Annotated in this window: 19 protein-coding genes; 4 read left to right on the plus strand and 15 right to left on the minus strand. The window is 43.3% G+C overall.

Annotated elements, in window-relative coordinates; all coding sequences use genetic code 11:
• The 7 genes from QVP35_RS04910 to licT all read right to left on the minus strand — a co-directional run.
• Window positions 1-361 (minus strand): PTS transporter subunit EIIC (locus QVP35_RS04910; protein ID WP_288187756.1); only part of this gene is annotated, 361 nt, incomplete at its 3' end.
• 62 nt (window positions 362-423) lie between these two features.
• Window positions 424-1359 carry a type I phosphomannose isomerase catalytic subunit gene (locus QVP35_RS04915; RefSeq protein ID WP_006568883.1) on the minus strand — a complete coding sequence of 312 codons (936 nt, stop codon included), beginning with the start codon at window positions 1357-1359 and terminating at the stop codon, window positions 424-426.
• A 20-nt stretch (window positions 1360-1379) separates the two neighbouring features.
• Entirely contained in the window at window positions 1380-1751 is a 372-nt protein-coding gene (locus QVP35_RS04920; protein WP_006568882.1) for a DUF956 family protein, read from the minus strand.
• Between the two features lie 152 nt (window positions 1752-1903).
• Entirely contained in the window at window positions 1904-2815 is a 912-nt protein-coding gene (locus tag QVP35_RS04925) for a PTS system mannose/fructose/sorbose family transporter subunit IID (RefSeq protein ID WP_006568881.1), read from the minus strand.
• Window positions 2816-2833: 18 nt separating this feature from the next.
• The gene (locus QVP35_RS04930) at window positions 2834-3634 is read right to left on the minus strand and encodes a PTS mannose/fructose/sorbose transporter subunit IIC (protein WP_006568880.1); all 801 of its coding nucleotides are present in this window, start codon (window positions 3632-3634) and stop codon (window positions 2834-2836) included.
• Window positions 3635-3669: 35 nt separating this feature from the next.
• Entirely contained in the window at window positions 3670-4656 is a 987-nt protein-coding gene (locus QVP35_RS04935; RefSeq protein ID WP_022260852.1) for a PTS sugar transporter subunit IIB, read from the minus strand.
• Between the two features lie 270 nt (window positions 4657-4926).
• Window positions 4927-5757 (minus strand): BglG family transcription antiterminator LicT, encoded by an 831-nt coding sequence (gene licT, locus QVP35_RS04940; protein ID WP_006568878.1) that lies wholly within the window; start codon window positions 5755-5757, stop codon window positions 4927-4929.
• A gap of 367 nt (window positions 5758-6124) precedes the next feature.
• On the opposite strand from licT, the gene QVP35_RS04945 reads away from it, so the two are divergent.
• A complete protein-coding gene (locus QVP35_RS04945; protein ID WP_022260853.1) occupies window positions 6125-6940 on the plus strand; it encodes a YihY/virulence factor BrkB family protein in 816 nt (271 codons plus the stop codon).
• A gap of 65 nt (window positions 6941-7005) precedes the next feature.
• Here the strand turns inward: QVP35_RS04945 and QVP35_RS04950 are convergent, their stop codons facing one another.
• A complete protein-coding gene (locus tag QVP35_RS04950; protein WP_006568876.1) occupies window positions 7006-8226 on the minus strand; it encodes a 6-phosphofructokinase in 1221 nt (406 codons plus the stop codon).
• 112 nt (window positions 8227-8338) lie between these two features.
• On the opposite strand from QVP35_RS04950, the gene QVP35_RS04955 reads away from it, so the two are divergent.
• A complete protein-coding gene (locus QVP35_RS04955; RefSeq protein WP_006568875.1) occupies window positions 8339-10120 on the plus strand; it encodes an aminopeptidase P family protein in 1782 nt (593 codons plus the stop codon).
• A 67-nt stretch (window positions 10121-10187) separates the two neighbouring features.
• Here the strand turns inward: QVP35_RS04955 and QVP35_RS04960 are convergent, their stop codons facing one another.
• Window positions 10188-11114 (minus strand): AEC family transporter, encoded by a 927-nt coding sequence (locus QVP35_RS04960; protein ID WP_009288743.1) that lies wholly within the window; start codon window positions 11112-11114, stop codon window positions 10188-10190.
• Between the two features lie 11 nt (window positions 11115-11125).
• Window positions 11126-11962 carry a substrate-binding periplasmic protein gene (locus tag QVP35_RS04965; RefSeq protein ID WP_022260854.1) on the minus strand — a complete coding sequence of 279 codons (837 nt, stop codon included), beginning with the start codon at window positions 11960-11962 and terminating at the stop codon, window positions 11126-11128.
• A 162-nt stretch (window positions 11963-12124) separates the two neighbouring features.
• Here QVP35_RS04965 and sigG point away from each other — a divergent pair, with 162 nt between their 5' ends.
• A complete protein-coding gene (sigG, locus tag QVP35_RS04970; RefSeq protein ID WP_009288745.1) occupies window positions 12125-12901 on the plus strand; it encodes an RNA polymerase sporulation sigma factor SigG in 777 nt (258 codons plus the stop codon).
• A gap of 43 nt (window positions 12902-12944) precedes the next feature.
• On the opposite strand, the gene QVP35_RS04975 is transcribed toward sigG, so the two are convergent.
• The 4 genes from QVP35_RS04975 to QVP35_RS04990 form a co-directional block, all read right to left on the minus strand.
• The gene (locus QVP35_RS04975; RefSeq protein ID WP_022260855.1) at window positions 12945-13814 is read right to left on the minus strand and encodes an AraC family transcriptional regulator; all 870 of its coding nucleotides are present in this window, start codon (window positions 13812-13814) and stop codon (window positions 12945-12947) included.
• Window positions 13815-13881: 67 nt separating this feature from the next.
• Window positions 13882-14274, minus strand: coding sequence for a hypothetical protein (locus QVP35_RS04980; RefSeq protein ID WP_009288748.1), 393 nt, complete (start codon window positions 14272-14274; stop codon window positions 13882-13884).
• 558 nt (window positions 14275-14832) lie between these two features.
• The gene (locus tag QVP35_RS04985; protein WP_009288749.1) at window positions 14833-15780 is read right to left on the minus strand and encodes a magnesium transporter CorA family protein; all 948 of its coding nucleotides are present in this window, start codon (window positions 15778-15780) and stop codon (window positions 14833-14835) included.
• Window positions 15781-15839: 59 nt separating this feature from the next.
• On the minus strand, window positions 15840-16811 hold the full coding sequence (locus QVP35_RS04990) for a Gfo/Idh/MocA family protein (protein WP_009288750.1): 972 nt from the start codon (window positions 16809-16811) through the stop codon (window positions 15840-15842).
• 140 nt (window positions 16812-16951) lie between these two features.
• Between QVP35_RS04990 and QVP35_RS04995 the strand changes: the two genes are divergently transcribed.
• Entirely contained in the window at window positions 16952-17293 is a 342-nt protein-coding gene (locus tag QVP35_RS04995; protein ID WP_022260856.1) for a hypothetical protein, read from the plus strand.
• A 46-nt stretch (window positions 17294-17339) separates the two neighbouring features.
• Here the strand turns inward: QVP35_RS04995 and QVP35_RS05000 are convergent, their stop codons facing one another.
• Entirely contained in the window at window positions 17340-17831 is a 492-nt protein-coding gene (locus QVP35_RS05000) for a GNAT family N-acetyltransferase (RefSeq protein WP_009288752.1), read from the minus strand.
• Window positions 17832-17846: the final 15 nt, after the last annotated feature.

Genomic DNA, 17846 nt, shown 5'->3' on the forward strand with positions numbered 1-17846 from the left:
CCGCTCCGCCGTTGATCGAGATCATAGCCGATATCGCCGTATGCATAATAAAAAATGCAATAGCACCGGCCAGTGCCGCAACCTCCTTTTCAGCCCTTGCCATCCCAACCGCAACACCAATGGCAAAAATCAGCGGTAAGTTTCCGAAAACGGCATTCCCACAGTCACCGCATACTTTCAGGACCGCATACGGAATCGTATCCGGCCCCATGACTCCAAGCAGTCCATAGGCGCTCAGCATGGTTTCATTTGTCAGAGATTGTCCGATCCCCAGCAGCAGCCCGGCCACAGGCAGAATTGCGATCGGAAGCATGAAGGAACGTCCCACACGCTGCAAAACACCGAATAACTTGTCTTTCATATTCTCCCTCCTAAAAACCTCATATCAAAGACATATCTGAACTTACCTGCAGCTTAAGCCATTTACAGAGCTGCTATCATAACATCCATCGTTCCATCGAATATCGTTTCTTTTTGATCTGAACAAATAAGAAAATGATCACCTTTTATGACATCATTCCCTCCAATGGTTCCTTTTCCTTCAATCACACTCACCATTTGGAACGGCACACAGTTTTCTACCGTATTTTTTCCGTTTATTCGGTAACAGTCTACTTTAAAGAAATCACTTTCCACATATCGTACTTTTGTTCCGTTTTCCAGCAAAATCTCATCGAAAGATTTATTGCCGCTGATCTGCGCAGGTACATTGGTAACATCAATGGACTGCTGTACGTGCAGCTGTCTTTCATTTCCATCCTTATCTTTCCGGTGATAATCATAAACACGGTAGGTAATGTCGGAAGACTGCTGAGCCTCGTAGATCAGTGACCCGCTGCAGATAGCATGCAGAGTTCCTGATGGAATGTAGAAGAAATCTCCCTCCTGAATCTCAAAGGAATTTAAAAGGTTCTCATAATCATCTTCTTCGATCGCTTTCACAAATTCCTCTTTGGTCTTGGCATGATGACCCATGACCATCTTCGTACCCTCGTCTGCCTGAAGCACATACCAGCATTCCGTTTTTCCCAGAGAGTCCTCGTGGTCCTTTGCATATTCGTCATTCGGATGTACCTGAACTGACAAGTCATCTTTTGCGTCGATGATCTTCACCAGCAGCGGGAATTCATTTCCTTCGATATTGCCGAACAATTCTCTGTGATTTTCAAACAGCCAGGATAAGGTCTTTCCCGCAAATTCACTGTTTTCAATGGTACAGTCCCCGTTTTTATGGGCAGAGATTGCCCAGCATTCTCCCGTGTGATCGCTGGGGATATCGTATCCGTACACATCTCTGAGTTTATGTCCGCCCCAGATCATCTCTTTAAACACCGGTTTAATTTTTAGAATATGTCCCATAATCTTATCCCTCCTAAGACTTATTTGTTAAACTTGGCTTTTAACTTCTTTTTGATCACTCCAAAAAAGCTTAAAGAGCGGACCATATGGTCAGGTGCAACATACCTGCTGACCGCACGCAGTACTTTCTTCGGCTCTTTTGAGGCAAAAGAATAAGTTCCGTTTTCTTTTGTCTGGATCGCATAGCGCGGAATGTGTTTTCCCTTAAACATGACTGAGGCAATCACGTAATCAACTTCTTTCCATGGAATCTGAATATAATCATTTACATTCCGGTCATTGTAAAATTCAAATCCTTTATCGCCGATCATGATCTTTCCATAACTGTTCAGGCCGTGATAAGAAGTTCCGCTGATTACCAAATCTACTTTTGTGTTTATTGACTGAGCCATAACAACTCTCCATTTCTAATTTATTCTTAAACAGTATCTAAAACATTATATCACGATATGGTTCAGTAAACAAAGCAGGCAGACCTGCTTTATTTCTCAGGCTCCTCAAAGAATAAAAAAAGTTCGGATTGCTCCGAACTTTTTTCATTAGCTTATAACAATCCGATAAGGTGTCCGCCAATACCAACTAAGAATAATGCGATGATAATAATGATTGGTGAAACATTCTTTTTCAGCAGCCACATACAGAATAATGTTAATAATAATGGAACTAATCCAGGAATCAAAGAATCCAGGTTGTTCTGTAAAGTTGTGATCTTGGTCGGGGTCAGTGACAGGCCTGATGCATACTGCTCAAATGCCTGCTGGATTCCCTTTGCTCCCTCAGGAAGTTTTCCCCAGTCAATGTAGGCTCCGTCACTCAGAGATACCTTTGATACAACGGGCTGGAAACTGATGGATACCCACCGCTGAACCAGCGAACCGAGGATAAACATACCGAGAATGGACGCACCCTTCGTGACTTTCTGCAGCAGTCCTCCGGAAAGGTCCTCTGTGATCTTTGCGCCGGCTTTGTATCCGAATTCCTGTGTGTACCACATGAATCCCCAACGGATCACATTCCACAGTACGAAGAATAAGATTGGTCCCATGATGTTTCCTGTCATCGCAAGAGATGCTCCGAGAGCTCCAAGGATCGGACGAACGGTGAACCAGAATACCGGATCTCCGACACCGGCCAGAGGCCCCATCATACCGACTTTAACACCCTGGATCGCTGCGTCATCGACCTCTGCTCCGTTTGCACGTTCTTCTTCCAGCGCCAGTGTAACACCGATAACCGGAGAAGCAACATACGGATGCGTGTTAAAGAATTCCAAGTGACGTTTTAACGCCGCTGAGCGTTCTTCTTCTGTCTTATACAACTTTTTGATTGCCGGGATAATTGAAAATGCCCAGCCACCATTCTGCATACGTTCATAGTTCCAAGAACCCTGAAGGAAGGTAGAGCGCAATGCAACGGACAATCGTTCCTTCTTACTTAATGTAATTTTTTCTGCCATTTTTCATACCTCCTTCAATTAATAATTATTCAGAATATCGCCGAGCGGATCACCTGTATTGCTTCCTCCGCCGTTAGAAGAACCGCCGCTCTCAGACAGTGTAAGGTAAATCAATGCCAGAGATACACCGATAGCTCCCAATGCGATCAATGTCAGATCTGAAAGTGCAGCAACACAGAAACCGATTGCAAAGAACGGCCAAACTTCTTTTGTTGCCATCATGTTGATAACCATCGCATAACCAACGGCTACAACCATTCCACCGCCGATTGCCATACCATCTGTCAGCCATGCCGGCATAGATGTAAGGAAATTCTGCACAGTTGTCGCAGGAATGAACAGAAGCGCTCCTGCCGGAATTGCAATACGGAGTCCCTGCATAGCAATCGCGATGATGTGCCAAATTTCAACACCTTTGAAATTTGCTTTTTCAGCAGCTGCGTCCATACGGTGAACACATGCCACAGAAAGTGTACGTACAACCATTGTTAAGAATAAACCTGCAACTGCCAAAGGAATCGCAACTGCGATGGCAGTGCTGACACCAGCGGTGCCCTGTCCTCCAAGGACTAAGATGATAGCGGAAGCTACAGAAGCTAACGCGGCATCCGGTGCAACAGCGGCACCGATGTTTGCCCATCCCAAAGCGATCATCTGTAATGTACCGCCCAAAATAATACCTGCTTCTAACTGACCGGTCACAAGTCCAATTAATGTACACGCAACCAGCGGCTGATGGAACTGGAATTCATCCAATACTCCCTCCATACCAGCTAGAAAGGCAACTATAATAACTAATACGATTGAAATTGCTGACATTATAATTCCTCCTCTATTTTCTGAATGTGTGAAGCCTAAGATAACTCGGCTTCTGCTTTTTTAATGATCTCATCCATGTTTTCTTTAGAATCGCTCGGCACCTTGCGGACATCAAAGCCGATTCCATGTTCCTTTAATTTTGCAAACGTCTTGAGGTCTTCTTTTCCGAGAGATACAACTTTGCTCACGGCTACTTTTCCTACAGAATGAGCCATGGAACCGATGTTGAGCTCCTTGATGTCCACTCCGCCTTCGATGGCGCGGAGAGCATCCTGAGGTGTCTCAAAAAGCAGCAGTGCTTTTGTGTTTCCAAAACGCGGGTCTTTTGAGACCTCGATCATTTTGTCCACAGGAACAACATTTGCGCGTACTCCCGGAGGCGCTGCCTCCTGAATCAGTTTTTTACGCAGATCGTCATGAGCCACTGAATCGGATACGACTATGATCCTGTTCGGCTGTGTTGTCTTCGTCCATGCAGTTGCCACCTGGCCGTGAAGCAGACGGGAATCAATGCGGGCAAGCACAAATTTGATGTGTCCGTCCCCTAATACGGTTCCTTCCGGGATTGCCCCCTGAGGCAGCGCTTCTGCCTGCTGTCCGGCTGCCGGTTCCTCCTTCGGTTCCAGAGACTCCGGATAGATGCGCACCCCTTCTTTACCGCTTCCTGCGATCTGAACTGCAACTTCGTGAGCTGTCTCCATCGTCATTCGTGAACCATAGGCATCGATCAGCATCGGCAAGTTTAAGCCGGCTACAATCGCCCATTTGTCTTCATGGCCTGATACGAGGCCGTTTGCCTGATTGAATGGAGTTCCTCCCCAAAGATCGACTAAGAATAACACTTCATCCTGACTTTCAAAAGAAGCGATTGCATCTTCCATCTTCTTTTTGATGTCGTTTGGCCCTTCGCTCGGCTGCAGTGTAACTGCTGCCACATCGGGCTGGTCACCGAAGATCATGGATCCGGACTGCATAATACCATCCGCAAATCCGCCATGCGTAGCAAGAATAATTCCTACCATTTAAACATTCCTCCTTTTCTAGTTATCTTTCGGAATCTTTATTCTTTTATATTAACCAAGAATTCAGGTCCCTATTTATAAAATCCCCCGCTGGGGGTGATTTCCGTAAAACACGAAAGAAATAAAAAAACCCGACTCAAACACCGGATTTTTTCAATCCACACAGCTCAACAAATTTTGCGAAACATATGGATTCAAAAATCCTTCGGTTTGAATCAGGTTTAGCCTGCATTACCAGTAACAATCCTTATTCTAAATCAATATGAACTTTTATCTTGTAATTACCCTTTTGATATGGACGGTGAGGTACATCATCTCCTCATCGGTTATATCATGGTTACATGTATTTTTTATATAAATTCTGATCTTTTCCACACAGTCCAGACATTCCTGATACTTGTTCCGGATAATCTCCTGGAACTCTGTGTCGTCACTCTCCACTTCATTGCCCGTAAAAATCCTCTGTGCAAAAAATTTCAAGTGGGTGATAAATCTTTCGTAAAAAACAGATTCTTTATCCATCTGATCAGGAAAACACTCGTCTACGATCTTTAAAATATGCTGTGTGAGCTTCGTCATGGAAACCATCTCCGTCATATCCAGATCCAGTTCTGCATTGACAATATGCAGTGCGATAAACGCCGCTTCGTCCTGAGGCAGAGTAACCTTTAACTTCCGCTCAATCATACGGATGGCGGCCTGCCCGATCAGATATTCCTGATAGTAGAATTTCTTGATTTCCCATAAAAATGGATTCTGGAAGGGAACACCCATCTCTACCCGTTCAATGGCAAAATTAATATGGTCTGTGAGAGAAATATAAATATTGTCATTGATATTCTTTTGCAAAGTATCTTTTGCATATTGAATAATTTCATTACATATTTCCAATCGTTCTATGGGGATGTCTGCTACCATCTGCTGAAAGCGATGTGTCATTCCATGGTCTTTCATTATGTAAGTCTTTTCGACTTTGTCTGAGTCGATCACATCTCCGGGATGTCTCTGAAAGCCCAAGCCTCTTCCCATTAGTACCACTTCACGATGGCTGTTATCTTCTGAAATTACAATATTATTATTTATAATTCTTGTAATTTGCACAGTTCCACTCCGTATTGTAAAATATTAAGTTAAGAAAAAAAATAAACCACACCTATCGAAATCTATCTGTATAAATCCCATAAGTTGGTTTAGCCTGCATTACCAGTAACAATCCTTCTTTCTTATTCCCTTAACTTATTTCCAATTTTATCAAAGTGTACCCGCTATGTCAACCACTTTCTTTATAATTTGTTTATAAATTTTTAAGATTTATTCTATGATAAAACAAATCTTTCTCTCCTGCTGTCCCGGTATTCCTGTGGTATCCAGCTTTTTCTTGAGTATTTCAAATGCTTATGATAGAATATATAAACTATTTGTATAAAATAAAATTTTGCTATATTAATATGATCTGAGAGGTATTTATATGTTAAAGTTAATCGCCCTTCTGAATTCGGTGATCGCGAAAGCTCAGAAGGATCATATCACTGCCTTTTCCGCTCAGGCAGCATTCTTTACGGTGCTTTCTTTTTTCCCGTTCTTGATCGTTGTGCTGAGCCTGATGCGTTTTGTTCCCGTGACGCCGAAGGACCTGATCGGCCTTGTGAACTACTATTTGCCGGAACAGTACAGTGTCAGCCTGGTTGCCGTCATCAACTCTTTATATGGAAAAATCACGACAACCTACATGTCATTCACGATCATCACCCTGCTGTGGTCCGCATCAAAAGGAATCCTTTCCATGATGACCGGACTGAACACGATCCACGAGATCCCGGAAAAACGGAATTATTTTGTGCTCCGGTTTATCTCCACTATGTATATTGCGTTTATCGCGGTAGCGGTCCTGATCGGAATCATTGTGCTCTTATTCGGAAACACACTGCTGAACCAGCTGTATCAGTTTTATCCGTTTCTGTCCAACCAGCATATTGTATTTTTGCTGATCCGTTTCGGCATTGCATTTTTTATATTTTTCCTTGTATTTTTTATCATGTACCGTTTTCTTCCAAGCGAACATTTTAAAGCCAGACAAGTGATGCCGGGAGTGATATTCAGCTCTGCAGGATGGATCATTTTGTCCTCACTGTTTTCTATCTATTTTGATAACTTTAAATTTTTCAGCATTATGTACGGGGGTCTTACCGGTATTCTGCTTACCCTGTTCTGGCTGTATTTCTGTATGATGATCCTGTTCATCGGAGCCGAGCTAAACCAATATATTATGAAAAACCATAAATAACAGAAACGTAAAGAGGAACTTTTCCGGATTGGTACAGAAAAGTTCCTCTTTTTTATTTGAATGATTTAAAGAATAAAATGTTCCGGAACCCCGTCTTTATACGGAATCCGCACTTCCCCCTGAATCAAAGGCCTTAAATAGTCCACCATCTCCTGCGTGATATCATGTCCGTTTTCTGTGATCCACTCAAGAGGCACTGTCTTTTCAACATTTGCAATCTTGGACAGATCAGCCAGTACGATCTCAACCTGATAGTTATCTCCCGGCATCCGTTTTAAAGCGGACATTTTACCGCTCTCACCCCGGATGGCGCTGACAGCGGCAAAGGCCCCCAGATTTCTGGATTCGATGATGTCGGTTTCACTCAGCATATATCCGGCGCAGCGCTGAAGAATATTGAGTTCCACAGAGCGGACCTTGCAGCTGATCTTGTCCGTGATCACCTGTTCCAGGTATTTTCCAATGCCCGACAGGTATTTATGTCCGAAAGCATCTTCTTTCCCGGACTTCATTTCTTCTCCAACGTAATTTCCCCGGGCGTCCTTTAATCCTTCGCTGACCGCGATGATAATGTTATTCTCCCGCTCCAGCGCTTCCTTTACATCCTCCACAAAACGCTCCGTATCAAATGCTCTCTCACACAGGTAGATCAGCTGGGGCACATGTCTCGCTTCATTTCTTGCAAGGGCCGCACTGGCCGTCAGCCATCCCGCATTCCGTCCCATGACTTCCACAACCGTCACGGACGGAATATCATAGACATAACAGTCGCACGCAATCTCTGTAAAAGCGGTGGCAATAAATTTGGCCGCAGAGCCAAATCCCGGACAATGGTCTGTCTCTCCGAGATCGTTGTCGATGGTCTTCGGAGCTCCCATGATCTTGATATCATCCACTCCGTGTTCCCGGCAGTATACGGAAAGCTTATAGACAGTATCCATAGAATCGTTTCCGCCGGTATAAATAAAATATCCGATATTATTTTTTCTCAGGATCCGGATGATCTCCTCAAACTCTCTCTTGTCTTCTTCCGGATTTTTCAGTTTCCAGCGGCAGGACCCCAGCGCTGCTGCAGGTGTCACGGCCAGCAGATCCCTTGTCTCGGGGCTTCTGCATATGTCATCCAGCATTACAAAATTTTCGTTTAATACTCCTTTGATCCCATTCAGCGCACCGTATACATGTTCTACCCGGCTGCTCGCAAGTCCTGCGTCGATCACGCCGGTGATGGTTGCATTGATCGCCGCCGACGGTCCTCCTGACTGTGCCACTAGCATGTTTTTCATCTTTGATGTCCTCCTCATTCAGCTGCAAAATTTCTGCACATATTCTAAAATTCTATTTTTCATTATATCGTGTTATAATAAAAATCACAACAATAAAAGGAGGCTCTGAATTATGACTACACCACTGACAAAGCTCCAAAAATCTATGATTGAAAAAAACATTGCGTATTACTTGATTCCCAGTGAAGATCCCCACCAGTCCGAATACGTGGACGCTCACTATAAGTGCCGCCAGTTCATCTCCGGATTCACCGGATCATCCGGAGCAGTCCTGGCAGAACAGACCGAAAGCCGGCTCTGGACGGACGGGAGATATTTTACCCAGGCCGAAGCACAGATCGATTCTGAGCAGATGAAGCTGATGAAGATGGGTGTTGCCGGCGTTCCGACGATCCTTGAATATCTCACAGAGCATCTCAGTGAAGGAGATGTCCTCGGCTTAAACGGCCGTATGATCAATACCTCTTATGGAAAAAAGCTGGCCAGGCTGGCTGCTTCAAAAAAAGCAGTCCTTGAGACAGATCATACTCTCGCAGAGGATCTCTGGACTGGCCGTCCGGCTGCCGCAGCATCCCCGATTTTTATCCATGAAGATATTTACGCCGGGGAATCTGTGCCGTCGAAGCTCAAAAGAATCCGCAGCTGCATGGAGACAGTTTCCGCAGAGGCTCATTTTATCGCCTCTCTGCCGGATATCGCATGGATCTTCAATCTGCGCGGCAATGACATGCCCTGCACGCCTCTGTTTTACAGCTATGCATGGATCACACAGGAAAACTGCTGCCTGTTTGTGAGGGAAACCTGTCTTTCGGAAGAAGTCAGTCGCCGTCTCGAACAGGATAAAATAACGATTCTGCCCTATGGACAGATTGATTCTTTCTTGGCAAAACAGAAGGGAAGCGTACTGATAGATCCCGATACCGTAAACTACAAACTCTGCCAGGAGCTCGAAAAAAACCAGATTATTTTTGGTGAGAATCCTTCTTCCGGCATGAAAGCGGTGAAAAACGAGACACAGATCAGCGGGCTTAAAGAATGTCACTTATCTGACGGCATTGCCATGACAAAGTTCATGTTCTGGCTGAAGCAGAACATCGGTTCCGTTCCTATGACGGAGCGTTCTGTCCAGGACCGTCTGGAAGAGGAGCGCAGAAAACAGCCTCTGTATCAGGGCCCGAGCTTTGATACCATCTGTGCCTATAAAGATCACGCGGCTATGATGCACTACTGTTCCACCGAACAGTCCGATGTCTGCCTGAAACCGGAAGGACTGCTTCTGATCGACTCGGGCGGCCAGTATCTGACCGGGACGACGGATGTCACCCGAACTTTTATCTTAGGTGATATCTCCGAAGAAGAAAGACGGCACTTTACCCTTGTATTAAAAAGTATGCTTTCCCTCTCCGATGCTAAATTTCTTCTTGGATGCCGGGGAAGCAGCCTGGACATTCTGGCCAGAGGCCCGCTCTGGGAAGAAGGAATCGACTACCGGTGCGGAACCGGACACGGCGTCGGACATTTTCTCGGAGTCCACGAAGGCCCCAACGCCTTTCGCTGGCAGGTCAGAGACAATCAGCTGGATGCTGTCCTGATGCCCGGTATGGTCACAACCGACGAACCTGGAGTGTATATACCAGGAAAATATGGCATCCGTACAGAAAACATGCTCCTGTGCAAAAAACAGCGGCAGAATGAATACGGCAGCTTTTTAGAATTCGAGCACCTGACGTTGGTGCCTATTGATATGGACGGTGTCGATGAGGCGCTTCTCAATGATAAAGAAATCCGTCTCCTCTATGCCTATCACCAGCTTGTCTTCGACAGTCTCTCTCCTCATCTCACCGATGAAGAGGCCGGCTGGCTGTATCATTTTCTGAGAATCCAAAACAGCTGAATTTTATGTGAAATACAAAAATCCCATGGTTCTTTCCGCGGAAAGAACCATGGGATTTTCTGTCTTATTATAAGAAAAATTTTTCTCCGAGAGAGATCATGAGCGGCAGCGTGGCAACCGCTGCAATCGTGGAAACTGCAAATAATTCTGCCGCGTAGCCCACATCCTTCTTAAACTTCACCGCAAACATGGTCGTGATCGCCGCAGTCGATGCAGATGAAGCAAGCAGCGACAATATTTTAAGATCCTTGGATACCGGCACGACGAGAAGGATCAAAAACATGACCATTGGCATAAGAAGAAGCCTCAGTGCCGTCATGACATAAATCCTCGGTCTTGTCAGTGTCTTCAAAAGATTTGTCTGCGCAATGGCAGTTCCGGATATGATCATCGCCAGGGGTGTATTCATATCAGCGATGGCTTTCAGCGGATTGTAGATCAGAACAGGAAATTTAATCTGAAACAGGTAACAGAAAAGTCCTGCGAATGTTGCAATCATAACAGGTGCTTTGAATATTTCTTTGACTGATCCCCGGTTAAATGTCCCCTGCATGCTGGCAGCTCCGTGAGACCAGATAAACAGATTCTGTGCGGCAATAAACGCTGTTATGTATATAACCCCCTTCGGACCCAGCACCGCCTGGGCCAGAGGTATCCCCATAAAACCGCAGTTCGGGTACACAATGCTGAACCGTTCCAGAACTGTCCGGTCATTATCCTTTCCGCGGATCAGCAGAAAGGACAAAACGATCGCTGCCGCATGTACCGCAATTCCTAAAATAAAGGTAACCAGAATTCCATGGAATATGTCTGCATCAAACTCAATCTGAAAAGAAGTGAGCACTACAAATGGAATGACTAAGTAAAGGGTGATATTGGAAAGATCTGTGCTTCCCCGTTCGGTTATGAGGCCCGCCTTATAGGCGGCTGCCCCCACAGCCATCATACAAAACATCATGACGATCTGTCCAAATACAATTGAAACAATATTCATGAATTCCCCTCTTAATCTTCGTCTTCCGATCCAATCCACTCGTTCTTAATGGTCTGGTAGGTGCCCTCTGTATTCAATACCTGAAGCGTTACATTAAACTTTCCGACGGAAGGATCTTTCTTTCGGAACATGATCCCATAGTTGCTCTCTGCTGAGTTAAGCTTTTCATCTAGAGCAGAGATTTTGTCCCCTTTATAATTTGCCATGAAATAATCAACGCCTGTTGCATCATAAACCGTAGCATCGATCTTTCCTTTTTCAAGATCTTTGAATACCTTGTCCATAGATGGATAAACCTTAATCTTATTCTCCTCAGAAAGGTTGGTCTGTGCATATTCTGCGTTGGAGGTTCCCTCCTCTACCCCTATAGTTTTTCCTTCCAGTTCTTTTCTGTCTGTTATGTTTTTATCTGTATTGACCATAACTTTTAATGTATTTTCAAAATAGACATCCGAAAACTGAAACTCCTTTTGGCGGCTGTCCGTAATACAGATACCGGAGATAGCAAGGTCGATCTTCTTCTCCCTGAGCAGGTCCGTAAGCTCCCTCATCGGAGCGACGCGAAGCTTGTACTCAAAGCCCAGATACTCACTGATCCCCTTGATCAGATCGATGTCAAAACCTTTCATCTCCTTGGTTTTTTCATCTCTGACAGAAAACGGCGCCATACCGTCGGACACGCCGATGATCAGCTGTTTTCCCTTCATGGAATCTTTGACTTCTGATGCTGTTATGTTTTCTTTCCTGACATTTTTATCTCCTGTCTTTTCCTTGTCCCAGGGAAAATTACAGCCCCCCAAACAAAAAACAAGACATATCATCATACAAATTAGCAGTAATTTTTTCATGATATGATTCCTCATTTCTATATTTTCTTCTTACTCATAATATCATTGGTAAATATGGGTGTCAAACGGTCTGGCAATTTTTTCATCGTATAAATCCATTTTGATTGGTGAATGATTTTAATATATCGTTCGCAAGAACAATTTACAAATGGAGGAATTATCATGGCACTTAATAAAGTTGAAATCTGCGGAGTCAATACTGCTTCTCTTCCTTTACTCACCAATGAAGAAAAAGAAGAACTGTTCATAAGGATCGAACAGGGTGACCAGGAAGCAAGGGAACAATACATCAAGGGCAATTTAAGGTTAGTTTTAAGTGTCATTCAACGTTTTTCCGGCAGCAATGAGAATGCCGACGACCTGTTTCAAGTTGGATGTATCGGGCTTATGAAAGCCATCGACAATTTTGACCGCTCCCTGAACGTTAAATTTTCTACCTATGCGGTTCCGATGATCATCGGAGAAGTACGGCGTTACCTGCGGGATAATAATTCCATGAGAGTCAGCCGTTCACTCAGGGATATTGCCTACAAAGCCATCACAGCAAAGGAGGCTCTGACCAAAAAATTCAACAAAGAACCGACCATCGAGGCCATCGCAGAAGAGATTGAGATGAAAAAAGAGGATGTCTTATTTGCCCTGGATGCCATCGCAACACCTCTTTCACTCTACGAACCAGTCTATCAGGACGGCGGAGATACTCTGTTTTTGATGGATCAGGTAAAAGATAAAAAAAACAAAGAAGAATTGTGGGTTGAATCTATCGCATTAAAAGATGCTATGGAACATCTTCCTGAAAGGGAATATAACATTATAAGGCTTCGCTTTTTTGACGGCAAGACCCAGACAGAAGTAGCCGATGAGATTAGTATTTCACAGGCTCAGGTCAGCCGCCTGGAAAAAAATGCTCTGAAACATATGAAGCACTATCTGGATTAAAACAGCACAGGGACATTTCTAACTCAAAGAAATGTCCCATATCTTATAGCACCGGAACCCAAAACTGAATCTCACTCTCTCCCTTTTCATCAGTCTCTTCTCCGTATTTGGCAAAATCATAACGGCTGTGTTCATTCAGCCTGCAGGTCGAATACGGAAACCACTGCCGGTAAATATAATCCACAACAGGCTCAAGACTGTCCTCGTTTTTTCCTCTGAGAGTAAAAACAGCATACCTGCCGGAAGGCAGTTCAAAACTTTTCATATTCTTGGGGATCCGCTCCGGCAGACTAACCTGCGCCGCCGCAATATAATGAAAAACCGGGCTTGTGTGTTCAAATTTGAATTGAGAATAATCATTTACTCCTATGAGGAACCTTTGATCTGTCCGGTTTCCAATCTTATCTTTATTTTTATGCAGTAACTTCCAGCACTTTCCGATGACTTTAAAGCCCTTTTCAGTTCTTCCGTCATAACCAACAAGATATAATTTATCCTCTTCTGCCATTTTTACATCTAGCATCTTATCTCCCCTCAGCTCCCTTCGGTTTCTGACATCATATTTCATCTGAAGCGGAAGAAAATCATTTCGCTTTCTGTAAAAGCTGGGTGTGCACCGGAACATAGATTTAAAGCTCCTTGAAAAAGAACGCTGGGTGTCGTAGCCAGAGCACAGTGCGATATCTGTCAGGGGTTTTGCTGTAAATACAAGCATCCGTGCCGCCTCCGTCAGCCTGCGGCGCAGGATATACCTGTGAATGGGAATGCCCACAACAAACGTAAACATTCTGTGCAGATGATATTTGGAATACCCGATTTCCCCTGTAATCCTGTCCAGGCTCAAGTTTTCCTCGGTGAGATGCTCCTCTATATAATCCACTGCCCGGCCGATCATTTGTAAATTATTATCCATACAACTACCTCCTGATCTTAGAATAACAAAAAACAGGATTTGATAATTCACATAACTTGCGGACTGACTATTTCTCGTATTTGTAACTCATATTTTTTTCTTTAAAATAAGCTTGATTCTTCTCTAAAAAGAATTCATTTTCCAGACGATACCTCTCTCCATCTATTATCACAATAACTTCTGCAAAATAACTCTTTTTCGTTGATAATTTTTCTCTCAAATTCATCAAGTATATTCTATATTGCCTTTTTTCTTCATTTATATTTGTCCTTTCAAATTTATCAATCGTATAGTATCCGAACTGCTCATAAGTATCAATCTTTTTTTCTGCAATTTTATGATCTCCGTCTTCTGAATAAATCCATAAGATAACATCTTCTATCTCTTTATTTGATTTAGTCTCAATTATGATCTCTCCTGTCTTTTGGAATGATGCATTAAAATTCAGCTCTGTTTCCATATTGAACAGTGATATAAAGATACACTGTGCAGATGCAAACTATATATATAAGTCTTAGTTCAATGCTCTCCTCAAATACAGCAACAACAATATTAGAAAAACGCATTGAGATTATGATCGTCATTGCTGAACTAAAGAGAATCATATGATACATTCGGTCTTCCATTCGTGGAATTTTTTCGACAGAAAAACAGGAATCCTGTTTCACTATATAAATGGCAATGTACAGAAATACAGAACAAAGAGTTACCATCACACCGCAGCACAAGATAACCAGTGGTGTAATTCATATAATACCTCTTTGCATATCAATGACATGCATATTAAGTTGTTTTTTTTGTGACATTGCCTGTTACTTGAAAACAAAGTATAAATGCCGGTATTAAGCCAAGTAAGAATATTATCCTTTCTTTTCTATCAACTCTTTCGTTCATATCTCTTATCACCTGCCCTTTTCTTAAAATCTTAAGAGGGAATTATCCACTAAAGATAATTCCCTCCGAATTTTTAGAATTAATAAGCAAAAAACTATTCACAACAGAAACCGTTTCCTAATTATTATAGTAGATTCTTCTTCTTTAGAATCAGCACGGCAATCACGCACACTGCAACAGAAAACGCACTTACGATGAAGAACCCCATCGGGCTTCCCGAAAACGGCATTCCTGCGGGATTCAGGTTCATCCCATAAAGCCCTGAGATCATTGTCGGCAGTTCCAGCACAATCGTGATGGCAGCCAGAAACTTCATGACCTGGTTTAGATTGTTGTCGATGATGGAACCAAACAGCGACATGGTACTTCTTAAGATATTATGATAAATATAGGTCATCTCCATCGCCTGCTTATTCTCGATAATAACATCTTCCAGCAGTTCCTGGTCTTCTTCGTAGTGTTTAAGTCCTATATGCTTTCTGAGTTTCTCCAGCACCACCTCATTTGACTTCAGGGAAGTGGTAAAATACACAAGACATTTCTCTAAATCGTAAAGCTGGATCAGGTCCTTGTTCCTGGATGTCTCATGCAGAATCTCTTCCACCTGGTTGGCTCTTTTATCGATCATTCTCAGATAAACCAAAAACAGAGCCGCATTGTTATAAAGAATCTGATATACAAATCTCGTCTTCATATATGTATAAAAATTCGGCACCAGCCCGTCCGTAAACTGCTTCAAAATATTGGTCTCTTCCAGGCAGACCGTAAACACGACCTTTTCCGTGATAAAGATGCCGAGAGGAATCGTCTCATAAAGCCGCTTCCCCTCTTCTGCACGTACCACCGGGATATTGGCCAGTATCATCGTATAATTATCTTCATGTTCCAGACGAGAACGTTCTTCCTCATCCAGAGGCGCCCTCAGATCGTCCAGATCGATCTGGTATTTTTCTGCCACCATCTGAAGTTCTGCTCCGTTCGGATCCGTCATCATGACCCAGGATTCGCGTTCAATCTCGGTAATCTCTCTTAATTCTTTTGATCCCTCATAAGTTTTAAATATCCTGATCATGATTCCCCTCCTTTTGACAATACTATCATTATAGCAATTGAAAAAGGAAACGGCAACCATTATTCAAATGGATACTTCATTCCCCACTGTGTTCTCACACTGCTCAGAATTTTCATGACATCTCTTGAAATCTCCAGATTGTTATCGGAAAACGTACCGCTGACGGTTCCTTCCATGGCTTCTACCTCATATACTAAAGCGTCTTCTGTCCTGCCCGCCTCAATGGTTTCTGTAACGCCTGTCTCTGTATTTGTGATCGTTGCCTTTGAAGCCCTCGGATACTCGTATACTTCGATATATCCTTTATCTCCTGTGACAACACCCCTCTTCGGCTGTTTTGCACGAATGGTAAGGCAGATCACCGCCATCTGGTCAGACTCGTTTTTCAGAATGATACCGGACTGTTCATCCACACCAGTCTCTACATACTGTACTGTGGTAAGGATCGTATTCGGCGCCTCGTCCATAAACGTTCTTGCAAATGTCGTGGCATACCCTCCGATATCGAGAAGTGCTCCTCCGGCTGCTTCCAGTGCAAAAAATCGGTTCGTAGAATCATATCCTTTGTTGCTTCCGAAGTTTACCTGCACCATCTTTACGGTTCCAATGTCTCCTTTGTCAATTCTGTCCTTCAGCTCTTTAAACAGCGGCATATGGCTGATGGTCATGGCTTCCCTTACTGTCAGATTCTTCTCTTCCGCCAGGGAAACGATCTCTTCCAGCTGATGGTCATTGACTGTGATCGCTTTCTCACATAAAATATGTTTCCCGGCCCCAATCGCTTTTTTCATATTCTCATAGTGCTGGCTGTGTGGAGTTGCAATATAGATCACATCAATGTTTTCATCCTTAAGCATTTCTTCATATGATCCGTAGACATTTTCGACGCCGTATTTTTCCGCAAATGCTTCTGTCTTAGTCTGTGTCCGGCTGCTGACCCCATAGACCTTTCTTCCCATTTTTTCAAATGCCTGCGCCATTTCGTTGGCTATAACCCCGCATCCTAAAATACCCCATTTTAAATCGCTCATCTGATTCTCCTTCCTGAAGTGAAATCATATTTCTTATCTAGATTTTATCACGAAACTTTATTTTGTCAAGCATTGCGTTGCTTTTTCCAATTTTTCATATTACAATGATTATACCAGAAATGAGAAAGGAGCACGACACTATGGGTAAAAAATTGAAAAAATTTCTGAAAGTTGTGACTGCCATCATCTCCATCGGCGGAATTTTATATATCGCCAGAGACCAGATCAAAGCAATCATAGACAAGCTGAAAGAATTAAAGGATCAGGAAAAGGATGAAAATCTCGATGACTGGGATCCTGATGCATTTGACGATGACGATGTTTTCCCGGATTCAGCGGAAGACAGCCGTGATTACTTCTCCATCCACATCACGGACGAAGAAGAAGCAAAAGAAGAAACATCTGAGGAAGAGACTCCTTCCGAGGACAACGTTTCCAACGAGGATAAGACTTCTGACACACCAGAAGAAGATGATAAATAAAAGAACTCCTATGCTGATTTTATCGGCATAGGAGTTCTTTAGTTTCTTATAAATCAAGCTGGAGGATGTAGTCATCCATGATAAATCCGTTTCCGATATCAGTTTTTACGGAATCAACCTCTGCAAAGCCTTTCGCTTTGTAAATATCCAGACTGTTCTGATTATATTTGTTGCAGGTAAGATAAATGGCTTTTTTATCCATCTTCTCTGCAAACTCTATGGCCTTTCTTAATAAAATGCTGGAAAGCCCTTTTCCGCGGCTCTTCTTGTGCAGATACAGTTTACTCAGAAACAGACGGTTCCCATCCGGCTTCACGCCGCAGAACCCCACTAACTTTCCTTCGTCATATCCAAGAAAATAGGTATAGTGTTCTTCATCAATCGCCTTTTTTAATGCCTGGTAGCTCTGGAACTTCTCTACCATATAGTCGATCTGTTCCTTTGAGATAATAGATACAAAATATTCGTGCCAGATCTCAGAGGCCAATTTCGCCAGTGTCTGCACTTGTTCTTCTGTCTCACACACTTTAATTTTCATGTTGTCACCCGTCCT

The organism is Anaerostipes sp. CAG:276 (genome assembly GCF_000432215.1).
Lineage (GTDB): Bacteria > Bacillota > Clostridia > Lachnospirales > Lachnospiraceae > Anaerostipes > Anaerostipes caccae.

What these genes read in the sequence shown, in the direction of transcription:
- QVP35_RS04935 (WP_022260852.1), bottom strand. Translation starts at nt 4,656, where the DNA reads ATGGTAGGAATTATTCTTGCTACGCATGGCGGATTTGCGGATGGTATT.
- QVP35_RS04995 (WP_022260856.1), top strand. Translation starts at nt 16,952, where the DNA reads ATGGGTAAAAAATTGAAAAAATTTCTGAAAGTTGTGACTGCCATCATC.
- QVP35_RS04945 (WP_022260853.1), top strand. Translation starts at nt 6,125, where the DNA reads ATGTTAAAGTTAATCGCCCTTCTGAATTCGGTGATCGCGAAAGCTCAG.
- sigG (WP_009288745.1), top strand. Translation starts at nt 12,125, where the DNA reads ATGGCACTTAATAAAGTTGAAATCTGCGGAGTCAATACTGCTTCTCTT.
- QVP35_RS04920 (WP_006568882.1), bottom strand. Translation starts at nt 1,751, where the DNA reads ATGGCTCAGTCAATAAACACAAAAGTAGATTTGGTAATCAGCGGAACT.
- QVP35_RS04985 (WP_009288749.1), bottom strand. Translation starts at nt 15,780, where the DNA reads ATGATCAGGATATTTAAAACTTATGAGGGATCAAAAGAATTAAGAGAG.
- QVP35_RS05000 (WP_009288752.1), bottom strand. Translation starts at nt 17,831, where the DNA reads ATGAAAATTAAAGTGTGTGAGACAGAAGAACAAGTGCAGACACTGGCG.
- QVP35_RS04950 (WP_006568876.1), bottom strand. Translation starts at nt 8,226, where the DNA reads ATGAAAAACATGCTAGTGGCACAGTCAGGAGGACCGTCGGCGGCGATC.
- QVP35_RS04980 (WP_009288748.1), bottom strand. Translation starts at nt 14,274, where the DNA reads ATGGAAACAGAGCTGAATTTTAATGCATCATTCCAAAAGACAGGAGAG.
- QVP35_RS04930 (WP_006568880.1), bottom strand. Translation starts at nt 3,634, where the DNA reads ATGTCAGCAATTTCAATCGTATTAGTTATTATAGTTGCCTTTCTAGCT.
- QVP35_RS04925 (WP_006568881.1), bottom strand. Translation starts at nt 2,815, where the DNA reads ATGGCAGAAAAAATTACATTAAGTAAGAAGGAACGATTGTCCGTTGCA.
- QVP35_RS04960 (WP_009288743.1), bottom strand. Translation starts at nt 11,114, where the DNA reads ATGAATATTGTTTCAATTGTATTTGGACAGATCGTCATGATGTTTTGT.
- QVP35_RS04915 (WP_006568883.1), bottom strand. Translation starts at nt 1,359, where the DNA reads ATGGGACATATTCTAAAAATTAAACCGGTGTTTAAAGAGATGATCTGG.
- QVP35_RS04965 (WP_022260854.1), bottom strand. Translation starts at nt 11,962, where the DNA reads ATGAAAAAATTACTGCTAATTTGTATGATGATATGTCTTGTTTTTTGT.
- QVP35_RS04955 (WP_006568875.1), top strand. Translation starts at nt 8,339, where the DNA reads ATGACTACACCACTGACAAAGCTCCAAAAATCTATGATTGAAAAAAAC.
- QVP35_RS04975 (WP_022260855.1), bottom strand. Translation starts at nt 13,814, where the DNA reads ATGGATAATAATTTACAAATGATCGGCCGGGCAGTGGATTATATAGAG.
- QVP35_RS04990 (WP_009288750.1), bottom strand. Translation starts at nt 16,811, where the DNA reads ATGAGCGATTTAAAATGGGGTATTTTAGGATGCGGGGTTATAGCCAAC.